Raw genomic sequence first — 16,534 nt, 5'->3', positions numbered from 1 at the left:
GGTGGCACTGACAGTGCGGTGCGCGGACGGGGCTTCCGTCAGGGGGTGGGGGGTGTCGGCCCGCCGCCCTCGTACTCGTGCGCCAACAGGGCGTCCATGGTGGTGCGCAGCGTGCCGAGGAACTCCTCGAAGTGCTGGATCTCCCGCGGTGAGTAGGCTGCCATCGCCTCGGCCATCCGCTCGGAGTACGGGCCGAAGAACGCGATGGCCCTCGGCCGGATGTCGGGACTGCTGCGCAGGGTCACCACGCGGCGGTCGGCGCTCTCGCGGGTGCGGACGATGTGCCCCGCCTGTTCGAGCCGTTTGAGGAGGATGGCGGTCGCGCCGGAGGAGAGCGAGACCCGCTCGCTGAGCCGGGCGGGCGACAGGGGTGTGCCCTGGTCCTCCGCGTAGAGGATCTCCACGAGGGCGGCGGCGTCGGTGGAGTGCAGCCCGAGCCACGTCGCGAAGCGGCGTGTGAACTCGGTGTAGTTGGCCCCGAAGGCGCGCAGGCCGTCCATGACGCGGTCGACGCGCACGGCCTCGCGGTCGGCCGGCGGAGCTTCACGGTCGACCCGCACGGCTTCGCGGCCGTCCGTGCCGTTCCCGTCCGCCGTGCCGTTTCCGTCCACCGTGACGTTCCCGTCGGCTCCGTGCCCGTTCGGCATTGGCGCTGCCCCGCTCTCTTCCGGTTCCGGTGCCCGTGCCGCCGCTGCCCCTCCGGCCGCGTCTCCCACCGTCTGCTTTGACAACTTACCCCGCCACATTTACCTTTGCCGCAAAGCTACCTACCTTTGCGGCAAAGTAACCTTGGAGTCGAAGCACTGTGCCCGAATCAGCGGAACCCCCAGAAGGCCCAGAAGCCCCGCCCACAGCACGTCAGTGGCTCGGCCTCGTCGCGGTGGCGCTCGGCGTGGCCCTGATCGTGGTCGATCTGACGATCGTCAACGTGATCCTCGCGCCGATCATCAAGGACCTCTCCATCGGATCGTCGGAAGCCCAGTGGATCCAGGAGTCGTACGCGATCACGTTCGCGGCGCTCCTGCTGGTCACCGGACGCCTGAGCGACCTGTACGGCGCACGCCGGATCTTCCTGCTGGGCCTCGCCGTCTTCGGCGTGACGAGCCTGCTGGCCGCGCTGGCCCCCGGCGGCGGTCTGCTGATCCTCGCCCGGTTCGTCCAGGGCGTCGGCGGAGCGATGATGCTGCCCACCTCGCTCGCCCTGCTGAACGCCACGTTCACCGGACGGGCGCGCGCCCAGGCGTTCGCCGTGTGGGGCTCGACCATCGGAGCGGCGGCGGCCGTGGGCCCGCTGCTGGGCGGTTGGCTCGCCGACATCTCCTGGCGGTGGGCCTTCGGCATCAACATCCCGCTGGTCGCCCTCATCGTGGCGGGGGTGCTCCGGTACCTGGACGCCTCGCCCCGCACCCCGGGCCGTATCGACGGCGTCGGCGCGGTGCTGTCGGCGGCGGGCCTGGGGCTTCTCGCGTTCGTCCTGATCGAGGGGCGCACGTACGGCTGGCTGCTGACGACGGAGCCGCTGGAGATCGGGGGCTTCTCCTGGTCCGGCGGGCTCTCGCCCGTGTTCGTCGCCCTGCTCCTGTCCGTTCTGGCCCTGGGAGTGTTCTGGCGCAGACAGACCGCGCTGAGCCGGGCGGGCGACGAGCCGCTGATGGACGTGGGGCTGTTCTCCATCCGCTCGTTCCGCAACGGCAACTTCGTGACCCTGATGGTCGGTCTCGGCGAGTTCGGCATCATCGCGGTGCTGCCGCTCTGGCTCCAGTTCGCCCTCGGCTACAGCGCGTTCGAGGCGGGCCTCGCCCTCGTCGCCCTGGCCGTCGGCAGCTTCGCCGCCTCCGGGGCGAGTTTCCCGATGGCGGCGACCGTGTCCGCGCTCGCACAGGTCCGGATCGGCCTGGTCCTGGAGGCCGCCGGGCTGACGATGCTCGCCCTGATCGCCTCCACGGACAGTTCCTGGTGGCTCATCGCCCTCGCGCTGTTCGTGTACGGGATCGGCGTCGGCTTCGCCACGGCGCAGGTCACCAACATCGTCCTCGTGGACGTACCGGAACGGAGCGGAGGCCAGGCGTCGGGCATCCAGAGCGCGGCTCGCGAGCTGGGGTCGGCGCTCGGCATCGCCCTCCTGACCACGCTGTTCTTCAGCACCCTGGCCTCCGGTATGACCGACCGGCTCACCCGGGACGGGGTCGCGGCGGACGAGGCGGACCGGCTCGGGAGCGTGGTGACGGACAGCGCCGGATCGGTGATCGACGCCCTCGCCTCGGAGCCTCGTACGGCAGCGGCGGCCCAGGCGGCCCGCGAGGCGATGGCGGTCGGCGTGCAGGTCTGCGGGTACGTCTGCGCGGGGCTGCTGCTCCTGGCGCTGGCGGCGACGCTGTTCATGTCGCCGAAGGCGAAGGGCCCTTCGAACCCGAAGGCACCGCACGAACCGGTGCGGCGACCGGTGTGAACAACTCGGTCGCCGGCGCCGCTCGCCCGGCCCCAGGATGACCCCATGCCCCTGAACGTCACCCTGGCCCGCGTGGACGCGGACCTCGCCGCCGGCCGGATACCGGTGGCGAGGCAGCGTCTGCGCGGACTGGTCTCCTCCTACCCGCACGCACCGGCTCCCCGTCGTCGCCTGGCCGCCGTCTACCGCCTGTACGGCGACGCCGCCGAAGCCGGACGCTGGATGTACCTGGAGGAGGACCGCACCCCCGAGGAGACGATCGCTTTCGAGAAGCGGTACGCCGATCCCGTACGCCGGATGCAGGCCGTTGCCTGGCGCGATCCGCAAGGGAGGTCGGCTCTCAACTGGGGTTCTCGCGCCGGCCGGCGTTGAAGCGCGCCTTCTTCTGGCGATTCCCGCAGGTGTTCATGTCGCACCATTTACGCGTACGGCTCTGGCTGGTGTCGAAGAAGGCGGCCCGGCAGGTCGGGGAAGCGCACAGGGCCAGCTTTCCGTCCCGTTCGCCCGAGATGATGTCGACCGCGTCGGCGGCGACCACGCTGAGGGCGTCCTCCACGGAGGAGGAGTCGAGCTGCCATCGCCGCTCTCCGCCAGGTGTCAGGACCGCCGCAGCCCGCCCCGCGATGCTGCGGTCGCCGATGACCTGGACCGCGGCGGCGGGAAGGGGCTCGTGCAGCGCGGCGGCCGTCGCGGCGGCGTGGATCGACTCCCTCAGCTCCCGGGCGAGGTCGAGCTGGGCGGGGGTGCAGGAGTCCACGACGAGGCCGTACACCGCCAGCCAGTCGACGAGCCGTTGCGGAACGGGGATGCGCTCCACGGCGTCGCCGAAACGCTCCGACAAGGTCCCGGTGAAGCTCGTCGCGAGCACGTTGCCGAGGCGGAAGTCAGGAAAGCCAGCACACATGGAACCACCTTAGCCGGTTGCGACATCTCGCGAGGAGCTGTTAGAACCGTCTTAGCCGGTTCACGATGAGTCGGCGCCGGTTCGGTGGTGGATCAGCACGAGTTCGCGATGGATCGGCGCCGGCCTCCCACGATGACCAGGAGGCCCCCATGCCCCGCCCGCACAGCGACGTCCACGCCTACGAGACCCACGCGACCGACGCCGACCTCGACGATCTGCGGGCAAGACTGGCCGCGGCTCGACTACCGGAGGCCGAGACCGTGCAGGACGCCCCGCCCGGCCCTCGCCGATGGGACCAGGGCGTTCCGCTCGCCGACCTGATCGACGTCGTGGCGTACTGGCGCACCGGGTACGACTGGCGGTCGTTCGAGGAGCGCCTCAACCGCATGGGCCAGTTCCGTACGGTCATCGACGGCCTGGGTATCCACTTCCTGCACCGCCGGTCCACGCGCCCGGACGCCACCCCGCTGCTCCTGACGCACGGCTGGCCGGGCAGCGTCGCCGAATTCCTGCACGTCATGGACGAGTTGGCAGATCCGGAGGACGTGGAAGCGCCGGCGTTCCATGTCGTGGCCCCGTCGCTGCCGGGCTTCGGTTTCAGCGGCAAGCCGACCACCACCGGGTGGGGCACGGAGGAGATCGCTGCCGCGTGGGTGGAGCTGATGGGGAGGCTCGACTACCACACCTTCCTGGCCCATGGCGGCGACTGGGGCGGCAACATCACCACGGTTCTGGGCGGCAGGTTCCCCGATCACGTGCTCGGCGTCCACTCCACGTTCGCGGAGGCCCCGCCAGGCCTGACCACGGACGGCCTGACGGAGACCGAGCGCAGGTGGACCGAGGAGACCCACCATTTCTGGCGCCACCGCGCGGCCTACGCCAAGCAGCAGGCGACCCGGCCGCAGACCACCGGCTACGCGCTCGTCGACTCACCGGTCGGGCTGCTCGCCTGGATCCTGGACAAGTTCGCCGAGTGGTCGGACACCGAGGACAGCCCGTTCGAGACCATCTCCCGGGACCGCATCCTCGACAACGTCACCCTGTACTGGCTCACGCGGACGGGTGCGTCGGCGGCCCGCATCTACTACGAGAGCCACAACTCGCTGGACCCCGAACTCCGGGTCGATGTCCCGGCGGCGATCACCATGTACCCCCGCGACATCGACAAGACACCGCGCCCGTGGGCCCAGGAGCGGTACCGGAACATCGTGCGGTGGCGGTCACCCGAGGCCGGAGGACATTTCCCGTCGCTGGAGATGCCCGCATTCTTCGTCGCCGATCTGCGGGAGGGCCTTGCGGCGGTGCTGGCCGCGCGCCGGTGAGCGGGTCGCCGCTCACCGAGGGTCTTCGGTCCGCGCACCTCCCTCCGCAGCCGTTTCGAGCCGGTCCGGCAGGAGCGCGTCGAGCCGTGAGCCGCGGCTCTCCGCGATGCGCACGATCTGTCGCAGGGACTCCGTCAGCCGGTCGGCGAGGAACCGGACCTGCTGACCGGTAACGGTCTCCTCGCCGGTCAGTAGATCGGCGGCGTGCCCGAGGAGTTCGTCCGCCATGTCCAGTTGGATGCTCTCGACGTCGTCGGCCATCCGCGAGACATGGCCGGTGCCGTCCCCGACGACGTAACAGGGCTTTCCGCCCGTGCCCGTCCACGGCAGCAGCCGCATCGCGGGGGCTTCGGCACGGTCGGCGTGTTCGCTGCTCAGCCTCATGCCACGACCCCGCCCACCCGGCCGAGATGAACGTCGCGGGCTGCGATCAGCAGCGCCCCGCTCCGCTTGCGCCGCCGCCTCGCCCCGGCCGCCCGCTCCTCGGCCGCACGCCGCTCGTGCGCCACGAAGTAGGGGCGCACGAGCGGACTGTCCTCGCCGCGCGGAGGACGCTCGCTGGTGCGGTAGACGGTGGGCCCGCCGACGTAGGCGCACGAGTAGGGGTAGAGGTACGGCTCCACGGAGTGCGGTTTGCGTGGTGCGGGGATCAGGAAGCTCAGCGCCGGCTCCAGGAGCCGGGCGAGGGAGGGCTTCATGGGGCCTGCTTTCTCAGGATGCGTCGAAGTGCGGGGCCGCTTCTTTCTGTAGCGAACCCATCACAGAGTGAGGTCAAAGGTCGCTACGCTTCCAGGGGGCCGGGCATGACAGCACACCGGTCAGGTCGAGGAGTTGCGTGCGGATGAAAGCAAACGGCAGGCCGCGTACGGCACGGGAGAAGTACGGCGAGGAGCTGAAGCTGCGGCGCATCGCGGCGGGGCTGACGCAGGAGGCACTGGCCGAACAGGTCGTCTGCTCGCCCACGCTCATCAGCCACTTCGAGGCGGGGCGGCGGCTGCCGAACCCGGACGATGCGCGGCGGATCGACCGGGCGCTGAACACGGACGGGTTCTTCGCTCGGTGGTTGGAGGATCTGGACCCGGCGTTCGCGCACTACTTCGGTGTGGTCGCCGAGCTGGAGCGGGAGGCCAGCGCGATCCGCCAGTACGGCGGTTCGCTCATCCCTGGGCTGCTTCAGACGAAGGCGTACTCGCGGGCCGTGTTCGAGGCATACCGCCCGAACTACTGCGCGGAGGAACTTGACGAACTGGTTGTCAGCCGTGCCAAGCGAGGCTTGCTGCTCGACAGCCCGTCAGCTCCGGAGGCGTGGGTCCTACTCGACGAGGGCGCGCTCCGGCGTCGTGTCGGCGGACCGCAGGTGATGGCGGAGCAACTCCACAAGGTGGCGGACATGGGCGACTCCGGTCGCGTACGCCTGCATGTGCTGCCTCTCTCTTCCGGAGCGCACGCGCTCCTAGAGGGCATGGTCTATCTGTTGTACTTCGCGGACGCGGCCCCAATGGCCTATATCGAGGGCCTTCAGAACGGGTGCCTGTTGGATGATCCGGCGCTGGTTGCCGCCTGTCACACCTCCTACACTCTCGCCCTGAGTGACGCGGCTCCACGGCACGAGTCGGTGGCGCTGGTCAGAAGCATCGCGGAGGAGCACGAACATGCACATCACCGAGCCCAGCATCGCTGACAGCGCGAGCCTGACCGGATGGCGCAAGTCCAGCTACAGCGGCGGGGCCAACGGCGAGTGCCTTGAGGTCGCGGACGGCCACACCACCGTCCCCGTCCGCGACAGCAAAGCCCCCGCAGGCCCGGCCATCGCCTTCTCCGCAGACGGCTGGTCGTCGTTCGTCACCGCGATCAAGAACGCCGACTTCTCCGCCTGATCGCCCCTCTCCTGGAGCGGCCCCGCCGGCACACGCGGCCGGGGCCGCCGAACGGAGTCAGGCGCGGGAAAGGAACGCCGCGCGCAGGTCCCGGTCCCGGAGCAGCCCGAGGGTCTCCTCCTCGCCAACGAACAGTAACGCGGCAGCGTGGTGGTAGGCCTGATGGAACATCCCTGCCAGGACATCCGCGAGCGGACGGTTCCACGCCAACCGGACGATCTCCGCCGCCTTGTCATGCTGGCCCCGGTCCGTGGCGATCCGCCACAGCTCGACCGACTGCTTGGCGGTTCCGTACGCCGTTCTGCGGCCGTCGACGAGGACGCCTCGGGAGTTGAGTCCGAACACGGCTATGCACGCGTCGCCCTGGGGCGTCAGTCCTTTGTACGTACACACCGGCAGGACCAGCCGCAGGTGCTCCAGTGGGTCCTGGAGCGTGGGGTCAATAAGTAGCGGGCTACCGTCAGCTTCGGATCGAGGGAAGCTGTTCCGCTTCTGGTTGCTGTTGCAGTACGCGCAGGCCAACAAGTGGTTGAGCCACTCGAAGGTGCGGAGCGGAGCAAGGCTCTTCGGCTCGAAGTGGTCGATGTCCGTGCCCTGGCTGTCACCGCAGTACATGCAGCGCTGGTGGCCGGGAGCCATATCGGCGAGGGTGACCATGAGACCGTCACGCACCCGTCGACGGACCGTGGTGTGGGTCCATAGGTCGGCGGCTGTCTCCTTGCGGTCGGCTTCGCTCGCCTGCTCGACCAGTTCGGTGTAGACCTTGAGATAAGTCGCCGTGTCCGAGGGGAGTTGGGCCCGCTCCAGTCGGATCACCCCGCCTCGCCGGCCTCTCCGTCCCTGATCTCCTGAACAATGCGCCGGAGTTGGGCCGAGGTTTCCTCGACCCTTGCGGCCGGGGAACTGGTGAGCAGATCCTTGAGCCGCATGTAGCGCTCAAACGTCTCGTACGACGTGTCCCCCTCGTACACCCTGGATTCAAGCGCCATGAATTCGGCACGGACGTGCTCGGCCTGCTCCGAGTACGGAGTGTCGAGCCCGAAGAGTTCCGAGAGAACCGCGTCGTCACCGCTGCCGTAGACGACCCGCTCGTACAGGTCTTCCGATACGACCTCGGGCAAGGCGTCTTCCCCGACACCCGGCAGCCGGATCAGGCCGCCGGGGTCGGCAGCCTGGCAGATGTACGGGCTGTGGGTCGTCACGATGAACTGGATGTTGGGGAAATGCGTGGTCAGCCAGGGTCCGATGCGGCGCTGCCAGGAGACGTGCAGGTGAGCGTCTATCTCATCGATGATCACGACGCCCGGAGCGTTGTTGATGACGGTCTCGTTCTCCACGTCCTCCGAGGTGAGATCTCCGAAGGCGTCCTGGATCTGTTTGAGGATGTCCACCACCAGTGCGGCCACCGTGCGGAATCCGTCGCTCATCTCGCTGAGGGGGAACCAGTGGCCGTCCCGTCTGACCCACAGCCCGTCGGAGTCGACGTCACCGATCTCGTACCCGTCCGGAAGCAGACCGTCCTTCAGGATAGCCAGCGCGGCGGCCTTCAGAGCAACAGCGCCGGGCCGACCCTCCAGCGCTCGCAAATGCTGGTCGATCAACCAGGTCACCCCCTCGGCAAGCGAGGCGTCCTCGTGAAAGAGGCTCGCCTGCCGGGCGACCGGGCCGGAAGCCATCATGAGGCGCTGGACGTTTCCCGAACCGCCTGCCATCCGACGGAACGGCCCGTAGCCGGCGCAGAACCACCCCACCGGATTATCGGCCCAGGGGCCTCGTTGGGCCGTGCTGCTCTGTGCGTCGGTGTAGCGGATCTCCTCCAGCGACGGCTGGCTCCCTCGCCTGAAGAAGGCCCTGGGGCCCGAAGCATCGCCCCGTTGTGCCCGCCAGGTCAGACCGGCCACGAAACCCGCGCGCGGAGGCCGCCCGGTGGTGAACCGGTCGTAGTCCGTATCTCTCGTGATCGATACCTGCGCTCGTCCCACGGACGTGCCCCGTGCTAGCCAGTTGTCGAAGTCGGGCATCAGGCTGCGAGCCGCACCGGGCCCGCTCAGGGCCAGGGCCAGCGCCCGAAGCAGCGTCGTCTTTCCCGAGCCGTTCCGTCCCGCGAGGACCGTCCAGCCGGCGTGCGAACCGTCCGGGCGGGTCAGGGTCAGGTCGACGACGCGCGGACCGTGGAACGACTTGATGTTCTCGACGCGCACGCGGGAGACGTACATGGATGGCGGTTCCGTCCGGTGTGGGAGGTACGGGGCTGGCTGTTCCGGTTCCGCGTCGGCAGCCACTCGTCCATGCTGTTCCCACCCCGTCGTCGCCGCCGCGCGGATCGCTCAGGCGTCGAGTCTACGAGAAGTGATGCGGCACGCCCCGCCGCTCAGCCCATGCTCGCCGCGACCTCGCTGCGAAGCTGCGGCAGCTTGTCGTGGAGTACGCCCGGGCAGAGGGTGTCGCCGAAGTCCTTGTGCCCGTAGATGCGGCTCGGCGCGATGCCGTACTGGTCGCAGGTGTACGCGCAGAGCGCCACCAGGACCTCCCACTGGGCCCGGGGCGGCTGTGCGCCGTCGTGGTACGCGCCTTCGTTGGCGATGCCGATGCCCGCTCCGTTCTGGCCGGAGGTGTGCGCTCCCAGGACGAAGTCCCTGCCGCCTCGCAGCGTGCTGAGGCTCTGGTGGCGGCCCTCGGTGATCCAGCCGCCCCGGCTGACGAGGAAGTGGTAGCCGGTGTCGGTCCAGCCGTTCTTGTCCATGTGGAGGTCCTGGACCCAGTGGGCGTGTTCGTGGGCCTGGGCGCGGGAGACGTCGGAGGTGTTGGCGCTGACCGTGTGGTGGACGACGATCATGGTCGGCCGCTTTCCCACCAGCTCGACCGGGCTGCGCGGCGGGCGGGCATTCCACCGGGACGTGCCGTCGATGTCCGGTTCGACGGCGTCGAGGGCGTGGGCCGCGCCCGGGATGGCGGCTGCCGCCAGGCCTCCGGCACCGGCGAGCAGGACGTGGCGGCGGGACGGCTGCGGAAGGTTCACGGCGGCCTCCTGGTATGTGCGGGCAGTAGGAGAGACAACGGCGGTGACTGCGGCGGGTGGCGGCGGTACGGCCGGGTGAGCCGCTGCGCTCACCCGGCCGTCGCAGGGTCGGGGCCGCTAGGCCGTGTTGTTGGCGAGGGCCTGGAGCCGGGTCATGGAGCCGTTGAACTTGTTGCGGTCCACGTCGCCGGATATCCCGGCGACCCGGCCGGTGGCCGTGTACTGCCAGATCGTCCAGGTGGGGAAGCCGCTGGGGATGTTCGGGCTGGTGGTTCCCCAATGGGCCACCCAGAGGGGCGACTTGGCGGCCATGCCGGTCCAGTTGCCGGTGCAGGTGTTCCACCAGCTGGCCGTCGTGTAGATGACGACGTCACGGGTGGTGCGCGCCTTGTACGTGGTGTAGAAGTCGTTGATCCACGTGCGCATCTGGGTCGTGGAGAGGCCGTAGCACATGGCGCCGTACGGGTTGTGCTCGATGTCCAGCACCCCGGGGAGGGTCTTGCCGTCCTTGGACCACCCTCCGCCGTTGCCCGCGAAGTAACCCGCCTGTGTCGCCCCGTTGGAGACGTCGGGGCGGGCGAAGTGGTAGGCGCCCCGGATCAGGCCGGCGTTGTAGGAACCGGTGTAGTTCGCGCTGAAGCGGCTGTCCTTGAAGGACGTGCCCTCGGTGGCCTTCATGTAGGCGAAGTCGATGCCCGCGGCCTTCACCGAGCCCCAGTTGATCGCCCCCTGCCAGTGGGAGACGTCGATGCCCTGGACGCCGCTGGTGTCCATCGGCGTCACGCCGCCCGCCGACGAGGACGCCGGGCCCTGCTCGATGCGGGTCCCCGCCCCCATCCACGCCTGTCCGGACCGGACCGGCTCATCGGGTGCGGGCGGCGCGGCGGTGGCCGTGCCCGTAGCGGTCAGGATCAGCGCCGCGGCGCTGCCGAGAGCTCCTGCGAGCAGAGCCCCTCTGGATCTCTTGAGTCGGCGGGACGGAGAACGGTACGCGGGCATAGCCACCTCCGGGCACGTTGACGGGGAGAGATCCATGGCATCCGACTGCCATCCGATTACCGGACGCCATGGACATGACATGAGTAACGCACGGGCGGAGAGGGGCGTAAAGAGGCCGTTCGGTCTAGACCTGTGTCGCCACGGCCCACCTGCGAAAACGTCGCCGGAGCGGCGAGAATTTTCACTCCTGAAGGTCCCCGACGCCCGATCCCGCCCCGCAGGCACATCAGGGCACATAGGTGCGGCGACCGAACGCCGACCATCTCTTGCCGCCAGTATTCAAATTTGACTACGCTGCTCGCATGACCGAGACGACCATCCCGATGCTGCCCTGCCGTACCTCGCTGATCGAGACCACCGTCGACTTCTGCACCGCCCTGGGCTTCGAGACGACGTACCTCCAGAAGAGCCCGTGCGCGCCTTCTCGTTCTGCGCGGGGACATCGCGCAGGACACGGGGGACGCGGAGCGGGCGGCGGGGGTGCTCGAAGAGGCTGCGGGGATCCACCTCGGGGCCGAGGAACGGGAGGCCGCCGCCGACGCCCTGTCCAGGCTCGCCGAACTGCGGAGCTGACGCCCCGGTCCGGCCGGGCGGGGGGGCAGCTCGTCAGTTCGTGCGGCGCGCCGCACGCCGGGGCCGCCCGTGCCGCGCTCCGGCCTACCTCGGCGGGTCCTCGCCCGTCAGGCCGTCGACCGACTCGCGGATGAGGTCGGCGTGGCCGACGTGGCGGGCGTACTCCTCGATGAGGTCCAGGAGGATGCGGCGGAGGTTCGAGCGTTCGCCGCCGCGCGTGACGTGGGCGCCGAGCTGGTCCAGGCCACCGCCCGCGCTCAGCGCCGCGTCGACGACGGCCCGGGAGCGGGCCGCCGACTCCCGCCAGAGCGCGCGCAGTTGCTCGGGGGTGTCCTGGGCGGCGGAGCGGTAGGCCCAGTCGGGGTCGCTGTCCCGGTCCACCGCGTCCCAGGGGGCGCCGGCCGGAGCGCCGAGCCACAGGCGGGCGAAGTGGCTGTCCTCCACGTGGGCCAGGTGCTTGAGCAGGCCGCCCAGCGTGACGGCGGACGCGCCGAGCGTGGTGTTCAGTCCGGCGGCGTCCAGGCCGGAGCACTTCCAGGCGAGCGTGGCCCGCTGGCGCTCCAGGGCGCCGAGGACGGCTGCCGCCTCGGTGCCGGCGAGGGGCGGCTCGGGCCAGGCTTCCGCCGCGCTCTCCGTCATGGCTTCCGCCCCGCTCTCCACCATGACTTCCGCTGTCTTCTCCGGCATGGCAGAACGGTAACGCGGAGCCGGATAAGCGAAATGGGGCCCGGCCTCGCGGCCGGACCCCCCTCGCTTTCCCCTCCCGTCGGGCCTTCCCGTTCCCCCCGGACCCCTCCCCGGAAGTCCCGACGCCATGTGTGACACGGGAGGGTACGCAAAGGTTGCAGCCCTTTGCGATCTCTTTACCCGAGGCTTGGCGCACGGCTCTCAGCAGGCGTGTTGCACATAGCGCTCCGCAACTTCCGCCAGGGCCTCGGCCCCGCCGCGGGCCCACAGCGCCTCGTTGAAGATCTCCACCTCGATCGGGCCGTCGTAGCCGGCGGCCTCCACCTGGCGGCGGAACGCGCGGAAGTCCACGCTGCCGTCCCCCAGTTGGCCCCGGCCCAGCAGGACGCCCGCCGGGAGCGGGGTGATCCAGTCGGCCAACTGGAAGGAGTGGATGCGGCCGCCCGCACCCGCGCGGGCGATCTCGGCCGGGGCCCGGTCGTCCCACCAGAGGTGGTACGTGTCGACGACCACGCCGACCTGCTCGGCCGGGAAGCGTTCCGCGATGTCCAGAGCCTGGCCGAGCGTGGAGACGACGCAGCGGTCGGAGGCGTACATCGGGTGCAGCGGCTCGATCGCCAGGCGTACGCCGCGCGCCGCCGCGTACGGGGCCAGTTCCGCCAGCGCGTCGGCGACCCGCTCCCGGGCCCCGTGCAGATCGCGGCTGCCGGGCGGGAGGCCGCCGGAGACCAGGACCAGGGTGTCGGTGGACAGGGCCGCCGCCTCGTCGATCGCCGCCCGGTTGTCGTCCAGGGCGCGTGCGCGTGTCCCCGGGTCGAGGGCGGTGAAGAAGCCGCCTCGGCAGAGGCTGGTGACGGTGAGCCCGGCATCGGCCATGAGCCTGGCCGTGCGCTCGGCGCCGTACGCCTGCACGGGGGCCCGCCACAGGCCCACCATGCCGATGCCCGCCTTGACGCAGCCCTCGGCCAGCTCGGGCAGCGACCACTGCTTGAGGGTCTCCTGGTTGAGCGAGAGGCGGGAGAGGTGGTCGTCGCTCATCGTGCGCCTCCGTGGACCGCGAGCAGGGAGCGCATCCGGTGTTCGGCCACCTCCGGGTCGGGGAACAGGCCCAGGCCGTCTGCCAGTTCGTACGCCTTCGCCAGGTGCGGGAGCGAGCGCGCCGACTGGAGTCCGCCCACCATCGTGAAGTGGTCCTGGTGGCCGGAGAGCCAGGCCAGGAACACCACGCCCGTCTTGTAGAAGCGGGTCGGCGGCCGGAAGAGGTGGCGGGAGAGCTCGACCGTGGGGTCCAGGAGGGCCCGGAAGCCGTCCACGTCTCCCGTGTCCAGCACCCGCACCGCGTGCGCCGCCAGGGGGCCCAGCGGGTCGAAGATGCCCAACAGGGCGTGGCTGAAGCCGCGTTCGTCGCCCGCGATGAGTTCCGGGTAGTTGAAGTCGTCGCCCGTGTAGCAGCGCACCCCGCCCGGGAGGCGGCGGCGTACGTCGATCTCGCGCGCCGCGTCCAGGAGGGAGATCTTGATCCCGTCGACCTTGTCGGGGTGTTCGGCGATGACCTTGAGGAAGGTGTCCGTGGCCTCGTCGAGGTCGGCGCTGCCCCAGTAGCCCTCCAGGGCCGGGTCGAACATCGGACCCAGCCAGTGCAGGATCACCGGCTCCGACGCCTGGCGCAGGAGGTGGGCGTAGGTGGCGAGGTAGTCCTCCGGGCCCCGTGCGGCGCGGGCCAGCGCGCGGGAGGCCATGAGGATCGGCTGGACGCCGTTTCCCTCGGCCAGGGCCAGTTGCTCCTCGTACGCCGCCCGGACCTCGGCCAGGGTGGGCGTAGGACCGTCGTCGGGCAGCTGGTCGGTGCCGACGCCGCAGGCGATCGCGCCGCCCGCCGCCTTCGCCTCGGCGGCCGAGCGGCGGATCAGTTCGGCGGCGCCCGCCCAGTCCAGGCCCATGCCGCGCTGCGCGGTGTCCATGGCCTCCGCGACGCCCAGGCCGTGGGCCCACAGGTGGCGGCGGAAGGCGAGTGTGGACTCCCAGTCGACGGCGGCCGGGTCGTCCGGGCTGATGTCCGCGTACGGGTCCGCGACCACGTGCGCCGCCGAGAAGACCGTACGGGAGGTGGGGGCCGGCGCTCCCGGCGCGAGGTCGAGCGGTGTGGCGCGGGGCGTGTAGGGGCCCTGCGGGAGGTGGATCGTCATGTCAGCGGCCTCCGGCGGCGCCGCGAGGCGGTCGCGCGGGTCACAGGGTCAGCTCCGGGATGTCGAAGCGGCGGCCCTCTGCGGACGACTTCAGCCCCAGCTCGGCCAGTTGGACGCCCCGGGCGCCGGCCAGCAGGTCCCAGGCGTACGGCTCGTCCAGGACCACGTGGCGCAGGAACAGCTCCCACTGCGCCTTGAAGCCGTTGTCGAACTCCTGGTTGTCGGGGATCTCCTGCCACTGGTCGCGGAACGCCTCGGTGACCGGGAGGTCCGGGTTCCAGACCGGCTTGGGTGTCGACGAGCGGTGCTGGACACGGCAGTTGCGCAGCCCGGCGACGGCGGAGCCGTGGGTGCCGTCGACCTGGAACTCGACCAGCTCGTCGCGGTTGACCCGTACCGTCCAGGAGGAGTTGATCTGCGCGACGGCCCCGCCCGCCAGCTGGAAGATGCCGTACGCGGCGTCGTCGGCGGTCGCCTCGTACGGCTTGCCCTGCTCGTCCCAGCGCTGCGGAACGTGCGTCTGCACATGGGCCGTTACGGAGGTGACCGGGCCGAACAGCTCGTGGAGCACGTACTCCCAGTGCGGGAACATGTCGACGACGATGCCGCCACCGTCCTCGGCGCGGTAGTTCCACGAGGGACGCTGGGCCTCCTGCCAGTCTCCCTCGAAGACCCAGTAGCCGAACTCCCCGCGCACGGAGAGGATCTCGCCGAAGAAGCCGCCGTCGATCAGGCGCTTCAGCTTCAGCAGGCCCGGCAGGAAGATCTTGTCCTGCACGACGCCGTGCTTGATGCCCGCGTCCCGGGCGAGCCGGGCCAGGTCGAGGGCCCCCTCGACGTCCGTGGCGGTCGGCTTCTCGGTGTAGACGTGCTTGCCCGCCGCGATCGCCTTCTTGATCGCCTCCACCCGGGCCGAGGTGACCTGGGCGTCGAAGTAGATGTCGATCGTGTCGTCCGCGAGGACCGCGTCCAGGTCGGTCGACCACTCGGTCAGACCGTGGCGCTCGGCGAGTTCCTCCAGGGCGTGGGCGCGGCGGCCGACGAGCACGGGCTCGGGCCACAGCACCTCGCCGTCGCCGAGATCCAGGCCTCCCTGCTCACGGATCGCGAGGATCGAGCGCACCAGGTGCTGCCGGTATCCCATCCGTCCCGTGACGCCGTTCATGGCGATGCGCACTGTCCTGCGTGTCACGAAGGTCCCTCCATACAGCCGTAGCAAGCGCTTTCTATGCGAGATGACGCTAGCCTGCCGACAGCGGCCGGACAAGAGGGGGCCGCACGTGATCTCACGGAGGACAGCGATGACAGTCACCCTGGCGGATGTGGCGGCCCGCGCCCGGGTGTCCCCGGCCACCGTCTCGCGTGTGCTGAACGGCAACTACCCGGTGGCGGCGTCGACCCGGGAGCGGGTCCTGCGCGCGGTGGACGACCTGGACTACGTGCTCAACGGGCCCGCGAGCTCGCTCGCCGCGGCCACATCGGACCTGGTCGGCATCCTGGTCAACGACATCGCCGACCCGTTCTTCGGGATCATGGCGGGCGCGGCTCAGACGCAGATCGGCGGCCCCGGGGACGGTTCCGGACGGGCGGGCGGCGAGAAGCTGGCCGTCATCTGCAACACCGGCGGCTCCCCGGAGCGCGAGCTCACCTACCTCACCCTCCTCCAGCGCCAGCGCGCCGCCGCCGTCGTCCTCACCGGCGGCGCGGTCGAGAACCCGGCCCACCAGGCGGCGATGTCCGCGAAGCTGGCGAAGCTCGCGGACGCGGGCACCCGGATCGTCTTCTGCGGGCGGCCCCCGCTGCCCGAGGGGGACGCCCTCGTCGCCGCGCTCGCGTTCGACAACCGGGGCGGCGGACGCCGGCTCGCGGAGCACCTCATCTCGCTCGGCCACCGCAGGATCGGTTACGTCGCCGGGCCCCCGGAGCGCACCACCACCCGGCACCGGCTGGAGGGCCATCGCGAGGCGCTGCGCACCGCCGGGCTGGACACCGCCGGGGCCGGGGCTGACGGGGACCGGAGCTCCGACGATCAGGAACTGCTCACCGTGCACGGCCCCTACGACCGGCGCTCCGGTTACGAGGCCACCCTCGAACTCCTGCGCAGGGCACCGGATGTGACCGCGATCGTGGCCGCCAACGACACCGTGGCGCTGGGCGCGTGCGCGGCCGTCCGGGACCAGGGGATGCGGATCCCCCAGGACATCTCGGTCGCGGGCTTCGACGACCTGCCGTTCTCGGTGGACGCGGTGCCGGCCCTCACGACGGTGCGGCTGCCGCTCTTCGAGGCGGGCGCCCGGGCCGGCCGGCTCGCGATGGGCAAGGAGGACCCGCCGCCCGGGGGGATCGCGACCATCGCGGCCGAGCTGATGATCCGGGGGTCCACGGCGGCGCCTCGGGGGTGAGCCGGCGGCCCGGCGGGGCCGCGGCCCCCGGGGCCGGGGCTCTGCGGGGCCGGGGGGCCTGCGGGGCCGGGGGGCCTGCGGGGCCGGGGGGCCTGCGGGGCCGGGGACCTGCGGGG

Annotated in this window: 17 protein-coding genes and 2 pseudogenes; 7 read left to right on the top strand and 12 right to left on the bottom strand. The window is 70.7% G+C overall.

What is annotated here, in order from left to right:
* Nucleotides 1-38: 38 nt before the first annotated feature.
* Nucleotides 39-647: a MarR family winged helix-turn-helix transcriptional regulator gene (locus tag N7925_RS24165; protein ID WP_443032240.1), complete on the bottom strand. Its 609-nt coding sequence runs from the start codon at nt 645-647 to the stop codon at nt 39-41.
* 158 nt (nt 648-805) lie between these two features.
* On the opposite strand from N7925_RS24165, the gene N7925_RS24160 reads away from it, so the two are divergent.
* Nucleotides 806-2,449: an MFS transporter gene (locus N7925_RS24160; protein ID WP_274345132.1), complete on the top strand. Its 1,644-nt coding sequence runs from the start codon at nt 806-808 to the stop codon at nt 2,447-2,449.
* A 45-nt stretch (nt 2,450-2,494) separates the two neighbouring features.
* Nucleotides 2,495-2,785, top strand: a pseudogene (locus N7925_RS24155) (DUF6584 family protein); the annotation flags it as partial.
* A gap of 4 nt (nt 2,786-2,789) precedes the next feature.
* Here the strand turns inward: N7925_RS24155 and N7925_RS24150 are convergent.
* Nucleotides 2,790-3,353, bottom strand: a complete 564-nt coding sequence (locus tag N7925_RS24150) for a CGNR zinc finger domain-containing protein (RefSeq protein ID WP_265601539.1) — start codon at nt 3,351-3,353, stop codon at nt 2,790-2,792.
* Nucleotides 3,354-3,502: 149 nt separating this feature from the next.
* Between N7925_RS24150 and N7925_RS24145 the strand changes: the two genes are divergently transcribed.
* The gene (locus N7925_RS24145; RefSeq protein ID WP_274345131.1) at nt 3,503-4,675 is read left to right on the top strand and encodes an epoxide hydrolase family protein; all 1,173 of its coding nucleotides are present in this window, start codon (nt 3,503-3,505) and stop codon (nt 4,673-4,675) included.
* 12 nt (nt 4,676-4,687) lie between these two features.
* On the opposite strand, the gene N7925_RS24140 is transcribed toward N7925_RS24145, so the two are convergent.
* Both N7925_RS24140 and N7925_RS24135 read right to left on the bottom strand, forming a co-directional pair.
* The gene (locus N7925_RS24140) at nt 4,688-5,059 is read right to left on the bottom strand and encodes a hypothetical protein (protein WP_274345130.1); all 372 of its coding nucleotides are present in this window, start codon (nt 5,057-5,059) and stop codon (nt 4,688-4,690) included.
* Entirely contained in the window at nt 5,056-5,373 is a 318-nt protein-coding gene (locus N7925_RS24135; RefSeq protein ID WP_274345129.1) for a hypothetical protein, read from the bottom strand. The genes N7925_RS24140 and N7925_RS24135 overlap by 4 nt, the downstream gene beginning before the upstream one ends.
* A 143-nt stretch (nt 5,374-5,516) precedes the next feature.
* Here N7925_RS24135 and N7925_RS24130 point away from each other — a divergent pair, with 143 nt between their 5' ends.
* A complete protein-coding gene (locus N7925_RS24130) occupies nt 5,517-6,356 on the top strand; it encodes a helix-turn-helix domain-containing protein (RefSeq protein WP_274345128.1) in 840 nt (279 codons plus the stop codon).
* Complete coding sequence (locus N7925_RS24125; RefSeq protein WP_274345127.1) at nt 6,328-6,552, top strand: DUF397 domain-containing protein; 225 nt, start codon at nt 6,328-6,330, stop codon at nt 6,550-6,552. Before N7925_RS24130 ends, N7925_RS24125 begins: the two co-directional genes overlap by 29 nt.
* 57 nt (nt 6,553-6,609) lie before the next feature.
* Here N7925_RS24125 and N7925_RS24120 read toward each other — a convergent pair whose 3' ends face one another.
* The 4 genes from N7925_RS24120 to N7925_RS24105 form a co-directional block, all read right to left on the bottom strand.
* Complete coding sequence (locus N7925_RS24120; RefSeq protein WP_274345126.1) at nt 6,610-7,368, bottom strand: HNH endonuclease; 759 nt, start codon at nt 7,366-7,368, stop codon at nt 6,610-6,612.
* Nucleotides 7,365-8,768 carry an AAA family ATPase gene (locus N7925_RS24115; RefSeq protein ID WP_265601532.1) on the bottom strand — a complete coding sequence of 468 codons (1,404 nt, stop codon included), beginning with the start codon at nt 8,766-8,768 and terminating at the stop codon, nt 7,365-7,367. The genes N7925_RS24120 and N7925_RS24115 overlap by 4 nt, the downstream gene beginning before the upstream one ends.
* 155 nt (nt 8,769-8,923) lie before the next feature.
* The gene (locus N7925_RS24110) at nt 8,924-9,571 is read right to left on the bottom strand and encodes a peptidoglycan recognition protein family protein (protein ID WP_274345125.1); all 648 of its coding nucleotides are present in this window, start codon (nt 9,569-9,571) and stop codon (nt 8,924-8,926) included.
* 117 nt (nt 9,572-9,688) lie between these two features.
* A complete protein-coding gene (locus N7925_RS24105) occupies nt 9,689-10,570 on the bottom strand; it encodes a lysozyme (RefSeq protein ID WP_265601530.1) in 882 nt (293 codons plus the stop codon).
* 302 nt (nt 10,571-10,872) lie between these two features.
* Between N7925_RS24105 and N7925_RS36195 the strand changes: the two are divergent.
* Nucleotides 10,873-11,010: pseudogene (locus tag N7925_RS36195) on the top strand (VOC family protein); the annotation flags it as partial.
* Between the two features lie 217 nt (nt 11,011-11,227).
* On the opposite strand, the gene N7925_RS24100 reads toward N7925_RS36195, so the two are convergent.
* The 4 genes from N7925_RS24100 to N7925_RS24085 form a co-directional block, all read right to left on the bottom strand.
* Nucleotides 11,228-11,782, bottom strand: coding sequence for a DinB family protein (locus N7925_RS24100; RefSeq protein ID WP_274346548.1), 555 nt, complete (start codon nt 11,780-11,782; stop codon nt 11,228-11,230).
* Between the two features lie 249 nt (nt 11,783-12,031).
* Nucleotides 12,032-12,868, bottom strand: coding sequence for a sugar phosphate isomerase/epimerase family protein (locus N7925_RS24095; protein ID WP_265601528.1), 837 nt, complete (start codon nt 12,866-12,868; stop codon nt 12,032-12,034).
* Nucleotides 12,865-14,016 (bottom strand): dihydrodipicolinate synthase family protein, encoded by a 1,152-nt coding sequence (locus N7925_RS24090; RefSeq protein WP_274345124.1) that lies wholly within the window; start codon nt 14,014-14,016, stop codon nt 12,865-12,867. Before N7925_RS24090 ends, N7925_RS24095 begins: the two co-directional genes overlap by 4 nt.
* 40 nt (nt 14,017-14,056) lie before the next feature.
* Entirely contained in the window at nt 14,057-15,208 is a 1,152-nt protein-coding gene (locus N7925_RS24085; protein WP_274345123.1) for a Gfo/Idh/MocA family protein, read from the bottom strand.
* Between the two features lie 109 nt (nt 15,209-15,317).
* On the opposite strand from N7925_RS24085, the gene N7925_RS24080 reads away from it, so the two are divergent.
* Nucleotides 15,318-16,418, top strand: a complete 1,101-nt coding sequence (locus N7925_RS24080) for a LacI family DNA-binding transcriptional regulator (protein WP_265601525.1) — start codon at nt 15,318-15,320, stop codon at nt 16,416-16,418.
* The last annotated feature ends 116 nt before the right edge of the window (nt 16,419-16,534 follow it).

This window comes from Streptomyces sp. CA-278952, from assembly GCF_028747205.1.
Taxonomy (GTDB): Bacteria; Actinomycetota; Actinomycetes; order Streptomycetales; family Streptomycetaceae; genus Streptomyces.
Note: the sequence above shows the minus strand (reverse complement) of the source record. Positions and strands in the feature narration are given on the sequence as shown.

What these genes read in the sequence shown, in the direction of transcription:
- N7925_RS24165 (WP_443032240.1), bottom strand. Translation starts at nt 647, where the DNA reads ATGCCGAACGGGCACGGAGCCGACGGGAACGTCACGGTGGACGGAAAC.
- N7925_RS24150 (WP_265601539.1), bottom strand. Translation starts at nt 3,353, where the DNA reads ATGTGTGCTGGCTTTCCTGACTTCCGCCTCGGCAACGTGCTCGCGACG.
- N7925_RS24145 (WP_274345131.1), top strand. Translation starts at nt 3,503, where the DNA reads ATGCCCCGCCCGCACAGCGACGTCCACGCCTACGAGACCCACGCGACC.
- N7925_RS24140 (WP_274345130.1), bottom strand. Translation starts at nt 5,059, where the DNA reads ATGAGGCTGAGCAGCGAACACGCCGACCGTGCCGAAGCCCCCGCGATG.
- N7925_RS24135 (WP_274345129.1), bottom strand. Translation starts at nt 5,373, where the DNA reads ATGAAGCCCTCCCTCGCCCGGCTCCTGGAGCCGGCGCTGAGCTTCCTG.
- N7925_RS24130 (WP_274345128.1), top strand. Translation starts at nt 5,517, where the DNA reads ATGAAAGCAAACGGCAGGCCGCGTACGGCACGGGAGAAGTACGGCGAG.
- N7925_RS24125 (WP_274345127.1), top strand. Translation starts at nt 6,328, where the DNA reads ATGCACATCACCGAGCCCAGCATCGCTGACAGCGCGAGCCTGACCGGA.
- N7925_RS24115 (WP_265601532.1), bottom strand. Translation starts at nt 8,768, where the DNA reads ATGTACGTCTCCCGCGTGCGCGTCGAGAACATCAAGTCGTTCCACGGT.
- N7925_RS24105 (WP_265601530.1), bottom strand. Translation starts at nt 10,570, where the DNA reads ATGCCCGCGTACCGTTCTCCGTCCCGCCGACTCAAGAGATCCAGAGGG.
- N7925_RS24100 (WP_274346548.1), bottom strand. Translation starts at nt 11,782, where the DNA reads ATGACGGAGAGCGCGGCGGAAGCCTGGCCCGAGCCGCCCCTCGCCGGC.
- N7925_RS24095 (WP_265601528.1), bottom strand. Translation starts at nt 12,868, where the DNA reads ATGAGCGACGACCACCTCTCCCGCCTCTCGCTCAACCAGGAGACCCTC.
- N7925_RS24090 (WP_274345124.1), bottom strand. Translation starts at nt 14,016, where the DNA reads ATGACGATCCACCTCCCGCAGGGCCCCTACACGCCCCGCGCCACACCG.
- N7925_RS24080 (WP_265601525.1), top strand. Translation starts at nt 15,318, where the DNA reads ATGACAGTCACCCTGGCGGATGTGGCGGCCCGCGCCCGGGTGTCCCCG.